The organism is Flavobacterium aestuarii, from assembly GCF_040049115.1.
Lineage (GTDB): Bacteria > Bacteroidota > Bacteroidia > Flavobacteriales > Flavobacteriaceae > Flavobacterium > Flavobacterium aestuarii.
On the sequence record NZ_JBDLZZ010000009.1, the window covers coordinates 35899 to 56565 of the forward strand.

The 20667-nt window shown below is 33.4% G+C and carries 22 protein-coding genes and 1 tRNA gene; 18 read left to right on the top strand and 5 right to left on the bottom strand.

Annotation, left to right across the window (positions count from 1 at the left end):
- Position 1 precedes the first annotated feature (1 nt).
- The 6 genes from ABEG11_RS11185 (at position 2) to ABEG11_RS11210 (ending at position 6156) form a co-directional block, all read left to right on the top strand.
- Entirely contained in the window at positions 2-1666 is a 1665-nt protein-coding gene (locus ABEG11_RS11185) for an alpha-amylase family glycosyl hydrolase (RefSeq protein WP_348824257.1), read from the top strand.
- Between the two features lie 240 nt (positions 1667-1906).
- The gene (locus ABEG11_RS11190) at positions 1907-2584 is read left to right on the top strand and encodes a glycerophosphodiester phosphodiesterase (RefSeq protein WP_348824258.1); all 678 of its coding nucleotides are present in this window, start codon (positions 1907-1909) and stop codon (positions 2582-2584) included.
- A gap of 172 nt (positions 2585-2756) precedes the next feature.
- Positions 2757-3965: a BaiN/RdsA family NAD(P)/FAD-dependent oxidoreductase gene (locus ABEG11_RS11195; RefSeq protein WP_348824259.1), complete on the top strand. Its 1209-nt coding sequence runs from the start codon at positions 2757-2759 to the stop codon at positions 3963-3965.
- A gap of 43 nt (positions 3966-4008) precedes the next feature.
- Positions 4009-4584 carry a Crp/Fnr family transcriptional regulator gene (locus ABEG11_RS11200; protein ID WP_348824260.1) on the top strand — a complete coding sequence of 192 codons (576 nt, stop codon included), beginning with the start codon at positions 4009-4011 and terminating at the stop codon, positions 4582-4584.
- A gap of 64 nt (positions 4585-4648) precedes the next feature.
- Positions 4649-5314 carry an MBL fold metallo-hydrolase gene (locus tag ABEG11_RS11205; protein ID WP_348824261.1) on the top strand — a complete coding sequence of 222 codons (666 nt, stop codon included), beginning with the start codon at positions 4649-4651 and terminating at the stop codon, positions 5312-5314.
- A gap of 98 nt (positions 5315-5412) precedes the next feature.
- Complete coding sequence (locus ABEG11_RS11210) at positions 5413-6156, top strand: BamP family beta-assembly machinery protein (protein WP_348824262.1); 744 nt, start codon at positions 5413-5415, stop codon at positions 6154-6156.
- Positions 6157-6160: 4 nt separating this feature from the next.
- On the opposite strand, the gene ABEG11_RS11215 is transcribed toward ABEG11_RS11210, so the two are convergent.
- Entirely contained in the window at positions 6161-6637 is a 477-nt protein-coding gene (locus ABEG11_RS11215) for a TspO/MBR family protein (RefSeq protein ID WP_348824263.1), read from the bottom strand.
- A gap of 107 nt (positions 6638-6744) precedes the next feature.
- On the opposite strand from ABEG11_RS11215, the gene ABEG11_RS11220 reads away from it, so the two are divergent.
- The 8 genes from ABEG11_RS11220 (at position 6745) to ABEG11_RS11255 (ending at position 13682) form a co-directional block, all read left to right on the top strand.
- The gene (locus ABEG11_RS11220) at positions 6745-7827 is read left to right on the top strand and encodes a diphosphomevalonate decarboxylase (protein ID WP_348824264.1); all 1083 of its coding nucleotides are present in this window, start codon (positions 6745-6747) and stop codon (positions 7825-7827) included.
- 41 nt (positions 7828-7868) lie between these two features.
- Positions 7869-8063: a hypothetical protein gene (locus tag ABEG11_RS11225; protein ID WP_348824265.1), complete on the top strand. Its 195-nt coding sequence runs from the start codon at positions 7869-7871 to the stop codon at positions 8061-8063.
- A gap of 34 nt (positions 8064-8097) precedes the next feature.
- The gene (locus ABEG11_RS11230; protein ID WP_348824266.1) at positions 8098-8316 is read left to right on the top strand and encodes a hypothetical protein; all 219 of its coding nucleotides are present in this window, start codon (positions 8098-8100) and stop codon (positions 8314-8316) included.
- Positions 8317-8619, top strand: coding sequence for a type II toxin-antitoxin system RelE/ParE family toxin (locus tag ABEG11_RS11235; protein WP_348824267.1), 303 nt, complete (start codon positions 8317-8319; stop codon positions 8617-8619).
- Between the two features lie 8 nt (positions 8620-8627).
- A complete protein-coding gene (locus tag ABEG11_RS11240; protein WP_348824268.1) occupies positions 8628-9566 on the top strand; it encodes a mevalonate kinase family protein in 939 nt (312 codons plus the stop codon).
- A gap of 53 nt (positions 9567-9619) precedes the next feature.
- Positions 9620-10576, top strand: coding sequence for a geranylgeranylglycerol-phosphate geranylgeranyltransferase (locus ABEG11_RS11245; protein WP_348824270.1), 957 nt, complete (start codon positions 9620-9622; stop codon positions 10574-10576).
- Between the two features lie 229 nt (positions 10577-10805).
- Entirely contained in the window at positions 10806-11714 is a 909-nt protein-coding gene (locus ABEG11_RS11250; protein ID WP_348824271.1) for a pseudouridine synthase, read from the top strand.
- A gap of 204 nt (positions 11715-11918) precedes the next feature.
- Positions 11919-13682, top strand: coding sequence for a DUF885 domain-containing protein (locus ABEG11_RS11255; RefSeq protein ID WP_348824272.1), 1764 nt, complete (start codon positions 11919-11921; stop codon positions 13680-13682).
- Between the two features lie 64 nt (positions 13683-13746).
- On the opposite strand, the gene ABEG11_RS11260 is transcribed toward ABEG11_RS11255, so the two are convergent.
- The 4 genes from ABEG11_RS11260 to ABEG11_RS11275 all read right to left on the bottom strand — a co-directional run bounded on the left by ABEG11_RS11260 (position 13747) and on the right by ABEG11_RS11275 (position 17783).
- Positions 13747-14352: a hypothetical protein gene (locus tag ABEG11_RS11260; protein WP_348824273.1), complete on the bottom strand. Its 606-nt coding sequence runs from the start codon at positions 14350-14352 to the stop codon at positions 13747-13749.
- A 228-nt stretch (positions 14353-14580) separates the two neighbouring features.
- Entirely contained in the window at positions 14581-15003 is a 423-nt protein-coding gene (locus ABEG11_RS11265) for a response regulator (protein ID WP_348824274.1), read from the bottom strand.
- 31 nt (positions 15004-15034) lie between these two features.
- On the bottom strand, positions 15035-17458 hold the full coding sequence (locus ABEG11_RS11270; protein ID WP_348824275.1) for an MASE1 domain-containing protein: 2424 nt from the start codon (positions 17456-17458) through the stop codon (positions 15035-15037).
- A 249-nt stretch (positions 17459-17707) separates the two neighbouring features.
- A tRNA-Phe gene (locus tag ABEG11_RS11275) sits at positions 17708-17783 on the bottom strand.
- 97 nt (positions 17784-17880) lie between these two features.
- On the opposite strand from ABEG11_RS11275, the gene ABEG11_RS11280 reads away from it, so the two are divergent.
- The 4 genes from ABEG11_RS11280 to ABEG11_RS11295 are packed head-to-tail and all read left to right on the top strand — an operon-like array spanning position 17881 to position 20667.
- Entirely contained in the window at positions 17881-18615 is a 735-nt protein-coding gene (locus ABEG11_RS11280; RefSeq protein WP_348824276.1) for a type III pantothenate kinase, read from the top strand.
- Positions 18608-19858, top strand: a complete 1251-nt coding sequence (gene bamG / locus ABEG11_RS11285) for a BamG family beta-barrel-assembly machinery protein (RefSeq protein WP_348824277.1) — start codon at positions 18608-18610, stop codon at positions 19856-19858. Before ABEG11_RS11280 ends, bamG begins: the two co-directional genes overlap by 8 nt.
- 50 nt (positions 19859-19908) lie before the next feature.
- The gene (lptC, locus tag ABEG11_RS11290) at positions 19909-20460 is read left to right on the top strand and encodes an LPS export ABC transporter periplasmic protein LptC (protein WP_348824367.1); all 552 of its coding nucleotides are present in this window, start codon (positions 19909-19911) and stop codon (positions 20458-20460) included.
- Positions 20461-20475: 15 nt separating this feature from the next.
- Positions 20476-20667: a hypothetical protein gene (locus ABEG11_RS11295; RefSeq protein WP_348824278.1), complete on the top strand. Its 192-nt coding sequence runs from the start codon at positions 20476-20478 to the stop codon at positions 20665-20667.

The following is a 20667-nucleotide window of genomic DNA, read 5'->3' on the forward strand; positions in this document are numbered from 1 at the left end:
AATGATTAGAAAAATAACACTATCACTGTCCATTTTGCTAGTAACTACTTTAGCATTTGCACAAGCGAAAAAAAGCGCTGTCGCAAAAACAGAAAAAACACCTTTCGTTTGGGAAGGAGCTAATTTATATTTTTTGATGACCGACCGTTTTAACAATGGCGATAAATCGAATGATATAAATTATAACAGAACTAAAACCACCGGAAAACTTCGTGGTTTTGAAGGCGGAGACCTTAAAGGGATTATTCAAAAAATAGACGAAGGTTATTTTACAAAATTGGGAATCAACGTGATTTGGTTCACACCTATGGTCGAACAAATTCATGATGGAGTCGATGAAGGAACCGGTTTTAGTTATGGATTTCACGGCTATTGGACAAGAGATTGGACGGCTTTGGATCCTAATTTTGGAACCAAAAAAGACTTAGCCGAATTGGTCAAAAAAGCCCATGTCAAAGGCATCCGAATCATGCTTGACGGTGTAATCAATCATACCGGACCGGTTACGCCTGTCGATACTGTTTGGCCCGAAGATTGGGTTCGTACGGGACCAAATTGCAAATACAGTAATTTTGAAAATACTACTGCTTGTACGTTGGTATCCAATTTACCGGATATAAAAACCGAAAGTAAAGTTGAAGTTTCACTGCCTCCTTTTTTGGTCGAAAAATGGAAAGCCGAAGGAAGATACGATAAAGAAGTAGCTTCATTGGACGCTTTTTTCAAAAGAACGGGCTACCCAAGAACCCCAAAATATTACATCATAAAATGGCTGACGGATTATATTACTGAGTTCGGAATTGACGGTTACCGTGCCGATACGGTGAAGCACACAGACGAAAGCGTTTGGGCCGATTTCAAAACTCAATGTGATTATGCTTTCGCCGAATGGAAAAAAAATAATCCGACCAAGGTTTTGGATAATAACCCGTTTTACACCATTGCCGAAGTTTATAATTACAACATCAGCAATGGACAAATATTCGATTTTGGAGACAAAAAAGTAAATTATTATGAGAATGGTTTTACGGCGATGATCAATTTTGAATTCAAAAGTGATGCCCAAAAAGACTATTCTGCTTTATTCACAAAATATTCGGATTTGCTGAACAATCAACTGAAAGGACACAGCGTGTTGAATTATTTGTCTTCTCACGACGATGGCGGACCTTTTGATGCAAAACGTACCAAAAGCATCGAAAGCGGAACAAAATTATTGTTAAGCCCTGGAATTGCTCAGGTTTACTACGGTGACGAATCGGCTCGTTCCCTTGTGGTCGAAGGTACTCAGGGCGATGCCACATTGCGTTCGTTAATGAATTGGAACGATGTAAAAACAAATCCCGAAACCCAAAAAGTGTTGTTGCATTGGCAAAAATTGGGTCAGTTCAGAAAGAATCATCCATCAGTTGGAGCTGGTGTAAATACCGAAATTTCGACAAAACCGTATGTGTGTTCACGAACTTTTACCAAAGAGAAATATACAGACACAGTCGTAATTGGGTTGGATTTGGCTTCTGGGAAAAAAGAAATTCCTGTGGGTTCAGCCTTCAAGGAAGGAGCCAAAGTTAGGGATGCTTATTCCGGAAAAACAGCAACCGTTTTGAAAGGGAAAGTTACAGTTGAAAGCGACTTTGACATTGTTTTGTTGGAATTAATGAAATAAAGAAATTTTTCATTTTTTGGAGCAGAAACATTTAGTTTTTTACTAGTACAAAATTAACCACATAGAAACATAGATTTTTAGTTCATCACTATAGAATAAATAGAAATATTTATATTTTTCACATAGTTAATCTATGTGAGAAGTGAAACATCTATCAAAATCTTTTTCAAATCATTTGAAATTCTATGTTTCTATGTGGTTAAAAATAAAGGCATTTTTTATTTTAGTAAGATGAAAAAAATGCTAAAAATAGGACACCGAGGAGCCAAAGGATACGAACCTGAAAATACTTTAATTTCATTCGAAAAAGCAATTGCAATGGGTGCTGACGGAATCGAATTGGATGTGCATCTTAGCCTAGAAGGACATTTGATTGTAATCCATGACGAAACCATCGACAGGACAACCAATGGCAAGGGAATTGTGAACCAATTGACATTACAGGAACTAAAATCTTTTACAATCAATGGCGAATATACAATTCCAACATTGGATGAGGTTTTGGATTTGGTTAACCAAAGATGTTTTGTAAATATCGAATTAAAGAATCAGGATACGGCTGAGAAAGTGGCTCAATTGATAGAACATTATATTTCAGAAAAAAAGTGGAAAAAAGAAGATTTTATAGTCTCCAGTTTCGATTGGAATGCCCTGCAACAAGTCCGTTTTTTAAATGAAAATATCCGAGTAGGCGTCTTAACCGAAACTGATTTGGATTTAGCCATTTCTTTCGCCCGATTCATGAAAGCCGAAGCCCTACACCCCGATTTTCAATTATTGACCAATGAATATACCACTAAAATTCAGGAGAAAGGAATTCTTGTTTTTCCATGGACAGTAAATGAAACAGATGATATTCAAAAGATGAAATCGTTCAAAGTGGATGGTATCATCACTGATTTTTTGGATAGGGTTTAAAATGTCAAACACGAATTACACTAATTGGCACTAATTATGTTTAAAATTGAAATTTAGTTTTATAAATTTTAATTCGTGTAATTTAAAAAAAGGTTTAATTCGTGGCAATTAGTGTAATTCGTGTTTATTTTTTTTAATGTTTACATTTGCACTTTAATTTCTTCGCAAAAACATGATTCAAAATTTTGACATACTCGTTGTTGGTGGTGGCGCTGCAGGCTTTTTTACAGCTATCAATATCGTAGAGAAAAACCCGAAAATGAAAGTTGCCATTCTCGAACGAGGAGCAGAAGTGTTGGCAAAAGTCCGTGTTTCCGGAGGCGGTCGCTGTAATGTGACGCATGCCTGTTTCGAGCCAAATGAGTTGGTCAAATTTTATCCCCGTGGAGAAAAAGAACTGCGTGGGCCTTTTCATCAATTTTGTTCGGGTGATACTATTGAATGGTTCGAAAAACACGGAGTAGAGTTGAAAATAGAAGAAGACGGCCGTATGTTTCCGGTTTCAAATTCCTCGCAAACCATCATTGATTGTTTTGTAAAAGCCACCCAAAAACTCGGAATCAAAATTTTCACAGGGCAAAGTGTGCAGTCCATTTTCAAAAAAGACAATTTTTGGAAAGTAGAAACGCAAAATGAAAATTACATTGCCGAAAAATTAGTTCTTGCTACAGGCAGTAATCCTAAAATTTGGGAAATGTTGCAAAAACAAGGACACGCAATTGTGAGTCCGGTTCCTTCGTTATTTACCTTCAATATAAAAGACCCTCGAATCAAGGAATTACCGGGAGTGTCAGCCCAAGTTATCGTAAAAGTAAAAGACACAAAGCTGACTTCAACAGGGCCGTTATTAATTACACATTGGGGAATGAGCGGTCCTGCAATCTTGAAATTATCGGCTTGGGGAGCGCGGATTTTACATTACAAGAATTATCAGTTTACCATTTATGTGAATTGGTTAAACGATCTTGATGCCGAAGATGCTGAGAAAATCTTAAAAACCACAAAACAGGAACACGCCAAAAAATCGGTCTCCAAAAAATCGGCTGTTGATTTAACCAATCGTCTTTGGGAAAGTTTAGTATTGGCTTCGGGAATTCCCACCGATACAAAATGGGCTGATTTGTCCAAAAACCAATTACAAAACTTGGTAAATCAATTAACGAATGGTACTTTTCAGGTAAATGGCAAAAGCACTTTCAAAGAAGAATTCGTAACCGCCGGCGGAATCGATTTAAAAGAAATCAACTTTAAAACCATGGAAAGTAAACTTCACGAGAATCTTTATTTTGCAGGGGAAATCATGAATATCGACGCCATTACAGGAGGATTTAATTTCCAAAATGCTTGGACAAGTGGGTTTATTTTGGCGAATGCCATATAAAAAAAGAAGTTTCAGTAAATCAGTTAATTCTAAAAATTAAAAAATGTACTCAATTTCGTTGAAAAAACAGATTTTAGCCATAGCGCCGTTTACTGAAAACGAAATTGAAAAGATTGTCTCTTCTTTTGAGTATGCAAGATTTAAGCCCAAAGAATATCTGGCAACAATTGGAAAAATCAGCAGCGAAATTTATTTTATCATTAATGGGCTAGCACGCGTTTATTATTTGAAAAATGGCAAAGAAATCACGACTTATCTAAGTGCAGATGATGGGTTTATTGCTTCCTATTCCAGCTTTATAAACCAAACGCATTCTTTTGAAAATATACAATGCATTGAGGAATGCGAAACGCTTTCCATTAGTTATGCAAAAATGCAAAAGCTATATGCTGAAATCCCTAATTGGGAAAGGGTTGGAAGAATATTGGCAGAGCAAAATTACCTCTGCATGGCAGATCGATTATTAAAACTTCAAATGATTCCTGCCAAGGAAAAATACCTTACTTTTTTACAGACAGCTCATCCGAAAATCATTCAGCGAACGCCTTTGATTTATATTGCTTCCTATTTGGGAATTACTCCCGAATCGTTAAGTCGTATTCGTCAGAGCATTTCTTAACATTTGTCAAGAAGATTGGATAGCTGATTTTTAATCTTTGTGAATAGTAATTAATTCAACAAAGATGAAAAAAATAGCTAAAGATGTTTATCAAATTCCATTGATGCCTAGAAACAGCATTAATTGTTATTTGATTGAAGATGTACTGATTGATGCCGGCATAAGAAGTTCTGCCACACGAATTTTGAATGCGGTAAAAGACAGAACTTTAAGCAAACATGTGCTTACTCATGCACATGCAGACCATCAGGGAAGCAGCAGTATTATTTGCGACACACTAAAAATTCCTTTGTTGTGCAGTGCATTAGAAAAAGAAAATGCAGAAAATGGCTCTGTAACTATAGAATACCCAAATCCGAATCACTTGATTTCTAAATTCCAGCAAAAATTCTGGGCGGGTGAAGGCTTCAAGGTTTCAGAAACTCTCAAAGAAGGTGATAGAGTTGGAGGTTTTACCGTAATAGAAACACCTGGACATTCCAGAGGACATCTTTCGTTTTTTAGAGAAAATGACGGTGTTTTGATAGCCGGTGACACCCTTACAAATATGAATCTATTAACTACTATTGTTGGGTTGAATGAACCTCCAAACCTATTTACAACCGACCAAGAACAAAATAGAGATTCGATAAAAAAATTAGTTTCTTTAAAACCAAAAGTCATATGTTTTGGTCATGGTCCTGTTTTAATAAATAAAGGCGAGCTTGCGAGATTTGCAGGTAAAATTTAATTGCAGTTTAAGTTTAATTAACAAAAAATTACATCAATTATAAGTTTTTCTTAGGTACTATTGAGATATATTTATTTACTTTCGATAAATTCTTATAAATGAAAGTAAAATTACTTATTGCATTATCATTGATTGTATGCCAATTCGGCTTTTCACAAACAGAAAAACTTCTTAAAGGCGTTGTGTCTTCAGAGAATTTTTTGCTATATAATGTGGATGTTATTAATAAAACTTCTCAAAAAAGCACCAAAACAGATGATAAGGGTGAATTTATAATTGCAGTTAAGCCTAATGACAGCCTGCTTTTTTATATAAAAGATTTTAATTTAAAAAGACTGAAAATAGCTTCAAAACAAATTGAGTTCGGATATCTGCAAGTTGAAATGCTCAAAAAGGCCGAACAATTAGAGGAAGTGGTAGTTGAAAAAAAACAAAATATAACATTAAGCAAAGACAAAAAATACGAGCAAAGTAAACTTGATGAGTATGCTACAGAAAAATTCGACAATAGAGAGGGATATCAGGCTATGAGAAGAGGGACTTTTGTTAACGGATTAAATTTTGTTGCAATTGGCAAAAAGCTTTTACAACTATTCTCAAAAGAAAAAGAACCAGAAAAGGAATCTTCGCCAGAAATTGAATTTGCTGTACTAGCAAAAAACACCTGTGATCTAAAATTTTATCTTGAAACTTTAAAATTAAAACCGGAAGAGATTGATCTTTTTCTTCAATTTTGCGATTTAGATCCTAAATCAAAAAAAATAATGGAGCATAACAATGTGCTAAGCATGATGGATTTTTTAATTGCCAAGAATATTGAATTTCAAAAGTTAAAAAATTAAATACTTATCTATTCAGCCACCAGATACTTCCGTTCAAAATAGTTGCAAAACCCACCCAAAGCAGATAGGGAATCATCAAATAACCTGAAATTTTGTTGATTTTTGCAAATAGAAAGTAAGTTTCGTAAATCATCAGCCAAAGGATAATTATTTCCACTCCTGCCAGCATAGGATTTTTTAAACCAAAAAACAAATAAGACCATATTGCATTCAATGCTAATTGGATTGCAAAGAACTGCAAAGCTTTTTTAACGATTTCTTTATCAAAATCAATTCTGTCCCAAACTAACCCTGCCGCAATTCCCATCATAATATAAAGCATACTCCACACTGGAGCAAATACCCAATTAGGAGGATTGAAACTTGGTTTGATTAAAGTAGGATACCACTCCAGAATTGCCGATTTAGTTTCTATTCCAGAAAAGTAGCCTACAGCAAGACAAATAATAACAATCAATAATATTTTGGCAATCTTATTCATTTTTATGTTTTTGAAAGTTCAAAAATACTCAAAAAATCCGAAGGAAATCGGAGTGGAGAAATAAACGGTTTCCTCAAAAAAAGTATCTTTGCCGAAAATTATTATTTATGTTTGAAGCTGACGATTTTATTCCATCTAAATATAGCCATTCAATTGATCAGGGAAATTTTTGCTGGAGTGCGCCGAGCAATATTGCTTTGGTAAAATATTGGGGCAAAAAAGACAAGCAGATTCCCGCCAATCCATCCGTTAGTTTTACACTGAACAATTGCAAAACGATTACGTCTTTGGCTTTCGCCAAAAAACAAAACGACGGTAATTTCTCTTTCGATTTATTATTTGAAGGAAAACCAAAAGAAGATTTCAAACCAAAAATTCAAAAATTTCTAGAAAGAGTTGAGGTATATCTGCCTTTTTTGAAAGATTATCATTTTACAATTGACACCCAAAATACGTTTCCGCACAGTTCCGGAATTGCTTCATCTGCATCAGGAATGGCGGCTTTGGCAATGAATTTTATGAGTCTGGAAAAAACTTTAAATCCAGCAATGACTGAAGAATATTTTCTTGCTAAAGCTTCATTTTTGGCACGATTGGGCTCAGGAAGTGCCTGCCGAAGCGTAAAAGGTCAGCTAGTTGTTTGGGGAAATCAGGCGAATATAAAAGGAAGCACCGATTTGTACGGAGTAGAATATCCGTATGAAATTCATCCTATTTTCAAAGATTTTCAAGATACTATTCTGCTTGTTGATAAAGGCGAAAAACAAGTTTCTAGCACAGTTGGCCATGATTTAATGCACGGCCACCCATTTGCCGAAAGGCGTTTTGCACAGGCACATGAAAATCTGGACAGACTGATTCCTGTTTTTGAAAATGGAGAATTGGAGGAATTTATCAAAATTGTAGAAAGCGAAGCTCTGACTCTGCACGCGATGATGATGACTTCATTGCCTTATTTTATCTTGATGAAACCAAATACACTGCAGATTATAAATGCAATTTGGAAATTTAGAAATGAAACTAAAATTCCGATTTGTTTTACCTTAGATGCAGGCGCCAATGTTCATGTTTTGTACCCAATTAATGTCAAAGAGAAAGTACTGCAGTTTATTCAGGCAGAATTAGTTGGCTATTGCCAAAATGGTCAGTATCTTTGCGACGAAATAGGAAACGGAGCTTTGCAAGGTTAAAACCTTTTTTTTGTATCTTTAGTTCTTAATTGATTGTAATTATGGACTTGAATGCCGAAAAATTAGAATTGATCAGGAAAGTTTTAGAAACTGATGATATTGCCATTCTGAAAAAGATAAGAGCAATTTTTGAAGACAAAGAAAAAAAAGTCTGGGAAGAATTAACCCCCGAACAGCAGGAAGAAATAAATATAGGAATACAAAATGAAAATCGTGGAGATGTAGTCGATTTTTGAAAGAATGATTTCCAAATTATAAAATTTTAGAATCATGGACATACAATTTGAAAAATCAGAATTGATGAAAAAGTTGGAAGAGACCAATGATATCTCAATAATTAAAGCAATAAAGAAAATTTTCAAATCGGAAAAGAAAGACTTTTGGGACGAGCTGACTCAAGAACAGAAGGATGAAATTGAAGAAGGGGAAAGACAAATTGAAAGAGGTGAGTTTGTGCTTTATGAAGATTTGATGAAAAAGTACAGGTAGATGAAAAGAGAAATTATCTTTTCAAAAAATGCCGAAAAAAGTTTAATTGATTTATTGGAATATTTAGAATTTAAATGGTCGATAAGAGTTAAGGAGAAATTTATTTTAAACCTAGATAAGTTAATTTACTTAATTCAAAAAGATCCCGAAATTTTTCCAAAATCCCAAATAAATAAATCCCAGCATAGATGTGTGATATCAAAGCAGACAACAATTTATTACAGATATAATGCTAAGGAAATAAGAGTTTTGTCATTATTCGACACAAGACAAAACCCAGCAAAAATTAAGAAAATACAATAAATATCCCTATGAAAGGACCTTTATTTTACTCAAAAATATTACTCTTTGGAGAATACGGAATTATTCGTGATTCCAAGGGGCTGTCAATTCCGTATAATTTTTATAATGGAGCCTTAAAGAAAAATGCTGATCCTTCTGCTGAAGCGATACAGTCAAATGGACATTTAAAGCGTTATGCTGTCTATTTAGAGCAATTGCAAGAAGAACAGCCGGATTTAGTTACATTCGATTTAGAGACTTTAAATAATGACGTTCAGACCGGAATGTACTTTGATTCCAGTATTCCGCAGGGATATGGAGTAGGTAGCAGTGGGGCATTAGTTGCAGCTATTTATGATAAATATGCACAAAATAAAATCACCGTTTTAGAGAATTTAACGCGTGAAAAATTATTGACTCTAAAAACGATTTTTTCCCAAATGGAGAGTTTCTTTCACGGAAAAAGTTCTGGACTTGATCCATTGAACAGTTATTTGAGCATTCCAATTTTGATTAATTCGAAAGATAATATCGAGGCGACAGGAATTCCAACTCAAAGCCTTGACGGGAAAAGAGCCGTATTTTTATTAGACTCAGGAATTGTGGGCGAAACAGCTCCGATGGTAAATATCTTCATGGAAAACCTGAAAGACCAAGGTTTCCGTACCATGCTGAAAAATCAGTTTGTAAAATACACAGACGCTTGTGTAGAAAACTTTCTTGGCGGTGATATCAAATCATTGTTTGAAAACACAAAGCAATTGTCCAAAGTAGTGCTTAATAATTTTAAACCAATGATTCCGGAACAGTTTCATGGAATCTGGCAGGAAGGAATCGACTCAAATGATTATTACTTAAAATTATGCGGATCTGGAGGAGGCGGTTACATTTTAGGATTTACCGAAGATTTAGAGAAAGCAAAAGTATCATTGAAAGATTTTAAATTGGAAGTTGTTTATCAGTTTTAATATTTTAGGGTAAGAAAAACCAATAAGCGCCGTTATAATTCTAAATAAACTTCATGTTAAGCAGAAAGCATAAACTTTTTATATGGAAAATCATCAGTTTATTCTCTGTCGTTAGAGGTTATAATATTCCCATTATAGCTTTAGCTCAATATTTATCAGCTATTTTTATATTGGCTCCAGAGCAGAGAGCTTTATCTGTTTTGTTGGATTTTCATCTTTTTATTATTGTACTGTGTTCGAGTCTGACTATAGCTTCAGGTTATATTATCAATAGTTTTTATGACAGTCAAAAGGATTTGATAAACCGCCCAAATAAATCACAATTGGATCGTTTGGTGAGTCAAAAAACGAAACTGCAGGTTTATTTTGGTCTCAACCTTTTTGTTGCTCTCATCGCATTTTTCGTTTCTTTCAGAGCCGTTTTATTTTACTCGGCTTATATCTTTTTGATCTGGTTTTATTCCCATAAAATCAAAAGGTACGCTCTGGTTGGGAATCTAATGGCGGGATTTTTAGCTGTTCTGCCTTTTTTCGGAATCCTATTGTATTACTATTTAAAAATGCCTTTGTATGAAATCGAAAACAATGGCGGTAAACTTGCAGTTATCCTTTCGCATGGAGCATTTTTGTTTCTGTTAATCTTAATCAGGGAAATGATAAAAGATTTAGAAAATTTAAAAGGTGATTTCGCTAATAATTATAAAACGATTCCAATTATTTATGGGGAAGAAATGTCTAAAAAAATAATTACGGGATTGACCATATTAACTATTCTGCCTGTTTATTTTTTAATTAATGTCTACGATGTCGGATACATGGATATTTACTTTTATTTCGGCTTTATAGTTTTGATTTTTTTCTTGTTGTATTTATGGAAATGGCAGACAAAAGAACAATATATAATGCTTCACAACATGCTGAAGTTCCTTATTGTAGCTGGAGTTTTTTGCATCGTACTCATAAATCCAAGTGTTCTTTGGCATGGGAAAAAAGTGCTGATGACAATTTAGGGGATAATGATTTTTTAAAACAGTAACATTAGGCATTTTCATGAAATAAGGTTTCCGTTATTTGTTACAATTTTTTGTAGAGACGGGTTTCAAACCCGTCTTTAAGAGAGCAAAGACGAAAACAAGAAATTTTTAAAAATCATTAAATTAAGCAGTTAACGTTTTCTAATTGTCAAAAATCGTTTCCCAATGATATAAATACTATCTTTGCACCAAATTATAGAATATTATGAACAATAAGGGAGGCAATAATAGAGGAAGCAATGGAAGATCAAACAGCTCCAGACCAAGTTCCAATAAGCCAAAACCTGCACTGCCAAAAAGGGCTCAGGGGCCAAAAAAAGTAAAAGTAAATACCAAAGTAGCCGAAGCTGAGGCTAACAAAGTACAAAAAAAGCCAAATCAAGCGCCTAAGAGACCAAAAGTAAAAGATGAAATTCGTTTGAATAAGTACATCTCAAACTCAGGAACCTGTTCAAGACGCGATGCCGATATTTATATACAATCAGGAAATGTAAAAGTAAACGGAGTTCCTGTTACCGAAATGGGGTATATGGTAAAACCAGGAGATGTAGTGAATTTTGACGGCGTAGTTTTAACTCCAGAGAAAAAAGTATACATCTTGTTGAACAAGCCTAAAAACTTCACCACAGCATTGGATGAAGGTCAGGAATACCGAAATGTTTTGGAGCTGATAAAAGGTTCAACAACTTCAAAAGTTGGTCCTATAGGAAGAATGGACAAGAATACAACAGGTTTGTTAGTTTTTACTAATGATACCGATATGATTCGTAAGTTCACATTGCCAAACCAAAAATCATCTAAAATATATCAGGTTTCTTTAGATAAAAATTTAAAATTTGAAGATTTAGAAAAAATCAGTAAAGGATTGGTATTAGACGGACATAGAGTTACTGTAGATGAGGTAAGTTATATTGAAGGAGAATCCAAAAATGAAATCGGTATTCAGTTAAAATCTTCCAACATAAAAGTGGTTCGTGCTATATTTGAGCATTTTGAATATAATGTTCTCAGAGTTGATCGTGTAGCTTTTGCTGGTTTAACCAAGAAAAATTTACCAAGAGGAAATTGGAGACTGCTTACAGACCAGGAAGTTATCAATTTGAAAAACATGTAATTTTTCAAAAAAATATATTTTCAAATCCCTTTCATTTTATGTGGAAGGGATTTTTCGTTTAAAATAATGCCATAGTTGGGGTTTTATTTTTACAAGAGTATAAAATTTGGTTTTAGACTTGTAAAACGAGACTGTTTTTAGGAAGAAATTAACAGTTATGTTCGTAATAATAATTAGTTTTATATTTACCTAAATATAACAAATATGAGAAGAATTACATTTTTTTTAACCATGCTTTTTGTTTCAATAATTTTAATGAGCTGTAAGAATAATGAGAAAAAACAAGATTTTTCATTATTTACAAAAGGATATTTTGATGACAAGAATGCATTAGATCCTTTAGGAGCTACACAAAACGGTCAAAACCAATATAATGATCAGTTGCAGTTTGAAATGACAGACAGTTTTAGAAAAAAACAGCTTGATTTTTTTAATAAATATGAATCTGGCTTGAAAACTTTTGATGAAAAACAGCTTTCCGAAGAAGAGAAAACCAGTTATGAAATTATAAAATGGGAAGTTGAAATTGGTAAAAAGCTACTGGAACAGCCTACAAACCTAATGCCGATTCATCAGTTTTGGGGTACTCATTTAACTATGGGGCAATTTGCTGGAGGTACAAGTGCACAGCCTTTTAAAACGGAAAAGGATTATACTGATTTCTTGAAAAGAATGGACAAATACAGTACTTGGATTGATTCTGCTTTGGTATATATGAAGAAAGGGATTGAAAAAGGAATCGTTTTGCCTAAATCATTGACAGTAAAAGTAATTCCTCAGTTTGCTGATATGCCTACTGCAAAGATTGAAGACAACTTGTTTTATTCTTCTATTAAGCTGATGCCAGCCACATTTTCTGATGAGGTAAAAAAAGATTTAACCGCTAAATACACTGCTGTAATCAATGAAAAACTGATACCGAAGTATAAAAAAATGGCAGATTTTCTTAAAAACGAATACCTGCCTGCATCAAGAGCTACCAGCGGAATTGGAAGTCTGCCTTTTGGGAAAGATTTATATGCAATTTATGTAAAACAATGGACGACTACTGAAATGAGTCCGGAAGAGATTCATGAATTAGGATTAAAAGAGGTAGCCCGTATAAATGCCGAAATGGAGAAAGTGAAAAACCAAGTTGGATTTAAGGGAACGCTTCTTGAATTTTTCGAATACGTAAGAAATAAACCTGAATTAAAGCCATTCAAAAAACCTGAAGAAGTAATCGCTAATTTTGAAAGGATTTATAGTGTCATAAAACCAAATGTCGATAAATTATTCTCATTACAGCCAAAAACAAAATTTGAGATTAGAAGAACAGAAGCTTTCCGAGAAAAAACTGCCAGTGCAGAATATCTGCAGGGAACAGCTGATGGTTCTCGTCCAGGTATTTTTTATGTTCCCATTCCAGATGTAAAAGAATATAATGTATATGGTGATGAAGATCTATTTCTGCATGAAGCTATTCCGGGCCACCATTTTCAAATTTCATTACAGCAGGAGAATACTGCTCTCCCAGATTTTAGAAAATTCAATTGGTTTGGTGCTTACGGTGAAGGCTGGGCATTATATACTGAGAGCTTGGGCAAGGAATTAGGTTTGTATCAAAATCCTTATCAATATTTTGGAATGCTGGGTAATGAAATGCACAGAGCAGTGCGTTTAGTAGTCGATACAGGACTGCACAGCAAAGGCTGGACAAGAGAGCAGGCAATTAAATATTCTCTGCAGAACGAAGCTGAAAGCGAAGCGGGAATTACTGTTGAAATTGAACGTTATATGGCGATTCCTGGACAAGCTTTGTCATACAAAATTGGACAGCTTAAATTTTTAGAACTTCGAAAAAGTGCAAAAGGTAAAATGGGATCCAAATTTGATATTAAAAAATTTCATGAAAAAGTTTTAGAGTCAGGTGTTCTGCCATTAGCTTTGCTGGAAAAGAAAATCGATTCTTGGATTGAAGAGAAGTAAGCAATAAAAAAGGATAACAGCTTTGTAACTGTTATCCTTTTTTATATTCACAAAGAAATTAATTCTATAACTTAAAAATTTTGGTAAAAAAATGAGGTTTCAAATTTGTTTTTATTAAGGTTTCAGTTCCCGTGTAACTGTCACATTCAAAATTGGTATATCCAAGAATGACTCGAATGCCTTCTGGAACAGCATTAAGAATTGCTTTTATTTCAGAATTTAAATCATTTTGTATTGTATTTCCTTTTTCCTGTTCATTCTTAAAATGCGATAATATCAGCATAACAGCAAAATTTAAAATTGCTCCCGCCGTTTCACTCTTGACTCCAATTTCATTCGATATCATTTCGGAAATACGTCCTTTTTTTGCCGAAAAAATTAAATTCAAAGGTGTAAAACCTTCGTGTTCGAATGAGAAGGTCAGTGAGGATAATTTGCCATTATCGTATTCTGTAGATTTATAGAATTCAGTCAGTGTTATGGATTCAATGACTTTATTATATAGAAGTGTATTATCTAATAAATTATCAAGTCCAATGAGTACAGTACATATACTTGTATCGATTGCTCTTTTTAATAAATTTTCATTCTCTTCAAATTTTTTACAAAACATTGAAATTAATGGCGAAGTGATGATACCTCGAAGTTGATTAAGTAATATGGGGGTCATACTTTTATCGTTTATCAAGTAATTTTTTTATTTGCATTAATTTTAAATAACCGATAAAATGCATTTTTTTAACGATTATCTGATAAATATATATAAAAAAATATAACAAATAACAAAAAAAAATATTTTTTTGTTATTTGTTATATTTTAGTGTGTTTAGAACAATTAATTGATAAATAAGAAAGGTTTTTTTACGTCTTTTTTTTTAAACAGTATGACATCAATTAGTTAATCTGCAAAATACTCATTCATAATATATGTCAGGCTCTCCATAGTAAGGATTTTGCTTTGAAAGCCTGAAATTGCAGGAAGTTTTAAGGCTCTTTCTTTGTCATCGGGATTAAGAGAGCTTGTTAACATTATGATTTTTGAATCTCCTTTCTGCTCTGGTGTTAATTTATGATAAGCTTCTGCAAATTCCCATCCATCCATAACTGGCATATTGATATCAAGAAAGATCAGCATAGGCCGAGGATATGTATTATCGGATTTTTCATATTTTCCTGTGTTTGTTAAATAATCTAATGCCTCTTGACCATTTAAAACAGTTTCGATACGATCAGTTATTTCTGCTTTATTGATAAGCATTTTGGTGATAAAATTAGTGGTCTTATCATCATCGATCAGTAGTACAGTATTTAATTTTTTCATAAGCATTATTGTGGTTTCATATGAAATCTTGTTAATTAATGGTAGTTTCAGGTATAGTAAAATATATGGTGGTGCCATGTCCAAATGAAGATTCTACCCAGATATTACCTCCATGCAAGCTAACGATTTTTTTGCAAATTGCTAGGCTTATTCCTATTCCAGGATACTCTTCTCTGTTATTGAGACGTTTAAAAATTATGAATACTTTTTCGAGATTATGTTCTTCAATTCCAATACCATTGTCTTCTACAGCAAATAGCCAATTTTTATTTAACCGTGTTGCACTGATATTGATTTTTATTGGAACGTCTTTCTTCCTAAACACAATGGAGTTCGATATTAAATGTTTAAATAATTCTATTAATTCTACACAATAGCCATTTATAATTGGCAGTTTATCAACCTGTATTATAGCCTCTGCCGTTTTGATGCTTTGTGATAAAGCAGATATTGCATTTTCAACTATTTCATTGCAATCTTCTTTTGTAATTTCTACTTGTTTTCCTATTCTTGAATAATCCAGAAGTCCTTTGACCAGCTTTTGCATTCTGTCCGAAGATTCAAAAATAAAATTCAGATACTGTTGTTCTTCGTCATTATCTCTAATTGAATTATTTTGCTGGAGAATTTCTGTGAAATATTTTAAAGTAAGGAGAGGCTCATGCAGATCATGCGAAGTTATGTATACAAATTGTTCTAATTCCTTATTCTGAATCTGTAATTTTTGGTTTTGCTCTTCAATTTTTTGCTCATTTTCTTTTCTTTCAGTTATGTCTTGAGCAATTGCATCTACGTGATTCGGATTGCCATTTTTGTCATAAATCAGCTTTGCATTTAATGAAATAGGTTTTAATAAACCTGATTTGGTTTTAATTATATTTTCGTGATTGACAAGATCTTTCTTTTGGTTAATCATATAATAAACCAAATCGTCATTCTCATCATTAGGGCTTAGGAAACGGGAATGCTGGCCAATTAATTCCTCAGGGGCATATCCTGTAAATTCTTTGACAGAAGGGCTTACATTTATAAATACACCATTGAGATCTATCTGAAAAAGAACATCCTGTATATTGGTGAATATTTCTCTATATTTCTCTTCGCTTTGCCTTAGTGCTTCCTCAATTTTCAGTTTTCCGGTAATATTAGTTGATATTACGGTTGCTCCAATAATTTCTTTTTCTGCATTAACAATAGGGCTCGTCCTTAATTCCCAATAAGTATTATTGGCCTTGAAAAGCTTTATAGTTGTAATGCTTTCGCCTAAAAAAACTTTATCCAGAACCATTATTGCTTCTTCAAGTTCGGCTTTATTTTCGAGGCATGTCTGGAGTGTCATTCCTAATGTGATGTCAATGTTATTCATTTCCTTCATATTAGCGCTATGCAGGCTGTTGAAATTTAAATATTCATAATTTCGGCCAATAGAATAAATACTTACATCTCTTGGACTTTCAATGATCGCTTCCAGTATGGTTTCATTTTTTCTAAGTTTCTTTTTGCTGATTTTTGTTGTGTCATCGGCTCTTTCGCGTTCTGATAAAATGGTTAGCAAAAAAAAGCTGCAAATTGAAATTACGTACAAAAACAGATCTAAAAATAAAATGGAATTATTTACATTCTCTTGAAGAAAAGGGCCAATTCCATGTACAGCAGTTAGTATTGCAAATAAAGCTATAATGTTAATTGCTGCTGTGGTTGTTCGTGCCCCGAATCTATAGACAGACCAGAATAATTGAGGAATGATTAGATATTTTAAGCCATTTTGAAAAAAAAATACGGTATAACAAAGAATGAGAGTTGTTAATCCAAATAGTAATATTTCAATAAAATTAATTTTGCTGCTGCCAAAATTGTCTTTTAAAAACAAGGATAATATTAACGGAGTGATCAAAACGATTCCAATTAAATCTCCAAGCCACCAAGTTTGAAAAGCCAGCCAAATATCAGCTGTTTCTATATTACTGCTGAATTTTAAACAGATTATCCCAATTAAGGATGTAGTTGTTGAAAATGTAATAGGTCCAAGGAAAAGTAAAATTAAAACTGTGGGTACATTATGAAAAGGGTGCAGGCCATTACTGGCACGCGTGATTACAAATTGGCCAGCAATTGAACCCATCACCGTCCCAAGAGCAATAACAGCTCCAATGATGAGCTGGGGAAAAAAATGATTTCCGCTAAAATTTTCATTAATAATTCCATGAAAAATATTCAATAAAAAAGACCCAATCCAGATTCCCCATAAAGCCCTTTTCCCGAAAATAATGATTGATGCTAAGGCAATTCCAGCGGGCAGAAATATTGGACTCACATATTCAGAATCAACAGGAATAAGAAAACTTAAACTGCCAGCTATAATATATAAAACTATTATTAAAAGGACTACAACAGGTGTAGAACTTAAAATAGGCGGTGTCAAATAGAATGAATTTAATGGAATATTAGATTTCATTATATATTGAGAATATACGTTTAGGGGTATGAATTTATGAAAATTATATCAGATTTTTTAAGAATTGTAGTTTTTTCTGATGCTTTTTAAAAAAATAATGTATCCATTTTTTTTATTTAAAAAAAGTAAACAGAAAAAAAAGGATTGTGTTAAAGCGCTGAAAATTAATTTTTTTGGATTGTGAATTTAGAAAAAAACGCTTGTACAGTGGGGAATAAAAAAAGGCTGTCTAGTAAAAAGACAGCCTTTTGGTGGTACCTCCAGGGATCGAACCAGGGACACATGGATTTTCAGTCCATTGCTCTACCATCTGAGCTAAGGTACCGTGCTAATGCGGGTGCAAATATAGAACCATTTTTAATTTATCCAAAAGAAATTTTAAAAAAAATCAATTCGTATCTTCGCATTGTTAAAAATAAATTATGATTTTAGCCATTGATGTTGGAAATACCAGAATTAAATCTGCTGTATTTGAGGGTACTGCCATTTTGGAGAGCTTTATTTTTTTTAAAATAGATCTTGAAAAAAATATTCAGGATATTTTAAAAAAGTATAAAAAAGTAACCCATCTGGTTGTTTCTTCGGTTTCGGATATTGAAAAAAAGTCGTTTTCAGCTTTTGCAGACCTTGCGGATGTTCATTTTGTTTCTCATAATGATTCCTTCCCATTTATTAACCGTTATAAAACTCCTCATACTTTAGGGGTTGACAGGATGGTACTGGCCAGTGGAGCAACACTTCAGTATCCAGATCAAAATAGGCTCGTCATCGATGCTGGAACGTGTATTACTTACGATTTTATTGATAGTTCAAATAATTATCAAGGAGGAGCAATTTCTCCTGGACTTCAGTTGAGGTATAATGCATTGCATAATTTTACAGCTAAGCTGCCTTTGCTGGAACTGGATAATCCTGAACATTTCATAGGCAAATCTACATCTGGATCAATACATTCGGGTGTTGTAAACGGATTGGTCTATGAAATAGATGGTTTTATAGATGAATATAAGGCATTATACCCAAATTTTATAATAATTTTAACGGGCGGAGATGCAGTTTTTTTGGCTAAACGATTAAAAAATACCATATTTGCCAATTCAAATTTCCTATTAGAGAGTTTGAGCCAAATTTTTCAATATAAAATAGAAAATGATTAAAAAAATTATTGTTATTGGATGTTTCTTTATGTCGCTAATGACAAATGCACAAACTGGTACTGCTTCTCCTTATTCTTTTTTCGGAATTGGGGAAACTAGATTTAAAGGAAATCTTGAAAACCGTTCCATGGCAGGACTTAATATCGAACAGGACAGTCTTCATATTAATATTTTGAACCCAGCAAGTTTTGCTGCGATTAGGTTTACAGCTTTTACGATTGGTGGAAATTATACATCAACCAAACTGCAAACGGAATCCAAAAGCAATAACGCACAAAGAACAGCAATTGATTTCCTTGCAGTGGCTTTGCCTCTAGGTAAAGTTGGAGTTGGATTCGGATTGATACCATATACCTCGGTAGGATATAATATCGAATCGACAAATCCTGCGCCTGATGGGGTTAATAATGTATTAAAAGGGACAGGGGGCTTAAATAAAGCTTTTTTCTCTTTAGGATACACAGTTATGCCAAATTTAGTGATCGGTGCTGATGTGCAGTATAATTTTGGAAGAATCAATAATTCAAATTTAGAATTTTTGACTGGAGTATTAATTGGCACTGAAGAAAAGAACAAAGCTGATCTGAACGGGCTCTCAACAAATTTTGGTGCAATGTATAAACATAAAATCTATAAAAAGACAAATTTTTACAGCAGTTTTACATATACTCCGCAAGCAACATTGTCATCTACAAATACTAAGACTATTTCGGCTGTAACCTATAATTCAAATTATGATGTTGCAGTTTATGACGCTTTAGCAGAAAAGGTTATTAGGACTGATTTGAAAATCCCTTCAAAAATTTCTTTTGGCTTTGGAGTAGGGGAAACAAAAAAATGGCTATTAGGAACGCAAATGGTTTTTCAAAATGTTGGAAAACTTACTGATGATTATAATGCTATGGAAAATGTTACTTATGATAGATATTCGAGCTATAGTATAGGGGGATTTTATGTGCCTAATAATAATGTTTTCTCTAAATATTATCAGAAAATTGTTTACCGAGGAGGTTTAAAATATGCCAAAACAGGGACAATAATCAATTCGGAAGAGATTGATGAAAAGGCAATTACTTTTGGTATGGCTTTGCCTGTCATTTCAAGCCTTTCTAATATAAATGTAGGTCTGGAATATGGCCAGAGAGGAACAACTTCTCATGGATTGATTCAGGAAAATTATTTTACTCTTGCGCTGAGTTTTTCTCTTAATGATAAATGGTTCAGAAAGCGAGGAATCGACTAGTCTAGAAGTAAAAAAAATTCAGTTTCTTAATTGATTTCCTTATTATGTTTATGATTTTCTTTAAAAAATATATTCCGTTTCTTTCGCTGTTAATTATTACTAGCATGGTTTTGGGCTGTGAAAGCAATTTTAAAGAGGTTCATAAAAATGATTATTCAGAGTTTGTTCCAAGTGGTGATGCAGATAAGGTAAATTTAAAATACACTGATTCGGGGAAAATAAAATCAATATTGGTAAGTCCAAAAATGTTTGATTACTCCAATGTTGATTTTGCTTTTACAGAATTCCCAAAAGGTGTAGATGTGACAATCTACGATAATAATGGGAAAAGGACATTTATAAAATCTAATTATGCTATTTCCTATAAGCTGACCAATATTATAGATTTACAGGGTAAAGTAAAAATCACTTCAGAGGCTGGTCAGATTTTAGAAACAGAACAATTGTTTTTTGACCAGAAAAACCAATGGTTTTATACCGAGAAAAAGTTTAAATTAACTGATGCAGCAAATAGTTCAACTGGTCAAGGAATTGATTTCAGCAAAGACTTTAAAACCATCAATTCGCAGCGGATACAAGGCGAAATCGAATCCAAAGAATAATAAAAACAATAACAAATGAATTTTTTAAAATACACCTCATATCTATATTTAGCTTTTGGACTTTATTTTTTATACGAAGGCTACACCCAATGGACAGCTAATGAAAACCCTTTGCTGAATTTTATTATTGGAGGACTTGCCATATTTATGTTTTTCTTTAGAAGAAGGTTCGCTAAGAGATTTGAAGACAGGAATAAACAATCTTAG

Bases quoted from the DNA above. Each gene is read 5' to 3' on its own strand.
- ABEG11_RS11280 (WP_348824276.1), top strand. From the start codon at position 17,881: ATGATTTTAGCCATTGATGTTGGAAATACCAGAATTAAATCTGCTGTA.
- ABEG11_RS11245 (WP_348824270.1), top strand. From the start codon at position 9,620: ATGTTAAGCAGAAAGCATAAACTTTTTATATGGAAAATCATCAGTTTA.
- ABEG11_RS11295 (WP_348824278.1), top strand. From the start codon at position 20,476: ATGAATTTTTTAAAATACACCTCATATCTATATTTAGCTTTTGGACTT.
- ABEG11_RS11260 (WP_348824273.1), bottom strand. From the start codon at position 14,352: ATGACCCCCATATTACTTAATCAACTTCGAGGTATCATCACTTCGCCA.
- ABEG11_RS11265 (WP_348824274.1), bottom strand. From the start codon at position 15,003: ATGAAAAAATTAAATACTGTACTACTGATCGATGATGATAAGACCACT.
- ABEG11_RS11235 (WP_348824267.1), top strand. From the start codon at position 8,317: ATGAAAAGAGAAATTATCTTTTCAAAAAATGCCGAAAAAAGTTTAATT.
- ABEG11_RS11230 (WP_348824266.1), top strand. From the start codon at position 8,098: ATGGACATACAATTTGAAAAATCAGAATTGATGAAAAAGTTGGAAGAG.
- ABEG11_RS11225 (WP_348824265.1), top strand. From the start codon at position 7,869: ATGGACTTGAATGCCGAAAAATTAGAATTGATCAGGAAAGTTTTAGAA.
- ABEG11_RS11240 (WP_348824268.1), top strand. From the start codon at position 8,628: ATGAAAGGACCTTTATTTTACTCAAAAATATTACTCTTTGGAGAATAC.
- ABEG11_RS11220 (WP_348824264.1), top strand. From the start codon at position 6,745: ATGTTTGAAGCTGACGATTTTATTCCATCTAAATATAGCCATTCAATT.
- ABEG11_RS11190 (WP_348824258.1), top strand. From the start codon at position 1,907: ATGCTAAAAATAGGACACCGAGGAGCCAAAGGATACGAACCTGAAAAT.
- ABEG11_RS11205 (WP_348824261.1), top strand. From the start codon at position 4,649: ATGAAAAAAATAGCTAAAGATGTTTATCAAATTCCATTGATGCCTAGA.
- bamG (WP_348824277.1), top strand. From the start codon at position 18,608: ATGATTAAAAAAATTATTGTTATTGGATGTTTCTTTATGTCGCTAATG.
- ABEG11_RS11200 (WP_348824260.1), top strand. From the start codon at position 4,009: ATGTACTCAATTTCGTTGAAAAAACAGATTTTAGCCATAGCGCCGTTT.
- lptC (WP_348824367.1), top strand. From the start codon at position 19,909: ATGATTTTCTTTAAAAAATATATTCCGTTTCTTTCGCTGTTAATTATT.
- ABEG11_RS11195 (WP_348824259.1), top strand. From the start codon at position 2,757: ATGATTCAAAATTTTGACATACTCGTTGTTGGTGGTGGCGCTGCAGGC.
- ABEG11_RS11185 (WP_348824257.1), top strand. From the start codon at position 2: ATGATTAGAAAAATAACACTATCACTGTCCATTTTGCTAGTAACTACT.
- ABEG11_RS11250 (WP_348824271.1), top strand. From the start codon at position 10,806: ATGAACAATAAGGGAGGCAATAATAGAGGAAGCAATGGAAGATCAAAC.
- ABEG11_RS11210 (WP_348824262.1), top strand. From the start codon at position 5,413: ATGAAAGTAAAATTACTTATTGCATTATCATTGATTGTATGCCAATTC.
- ABEG11_RS11270 (WP_348824275.1), bottom strand. From the start codon at position 17,458: ATGAAATCTAATATTCCATTAAATTCATTCTATTTGACACCGCCTATT.
- ABEG11_RS11255 (WP_348824272.1), top strand. From the start codon at position 11,919: ATGAGAAGAATTACATTTTTTTTAACCATGCTTTTTGTTTCAATAATT.
- ABEG11_RS11215 (WP_348824263.1), bottom strand. From the start codon at position 6,637: ATGAATAAGATTGCCAAAATATTATTGATTGTTATTATTTGTCTTGCT.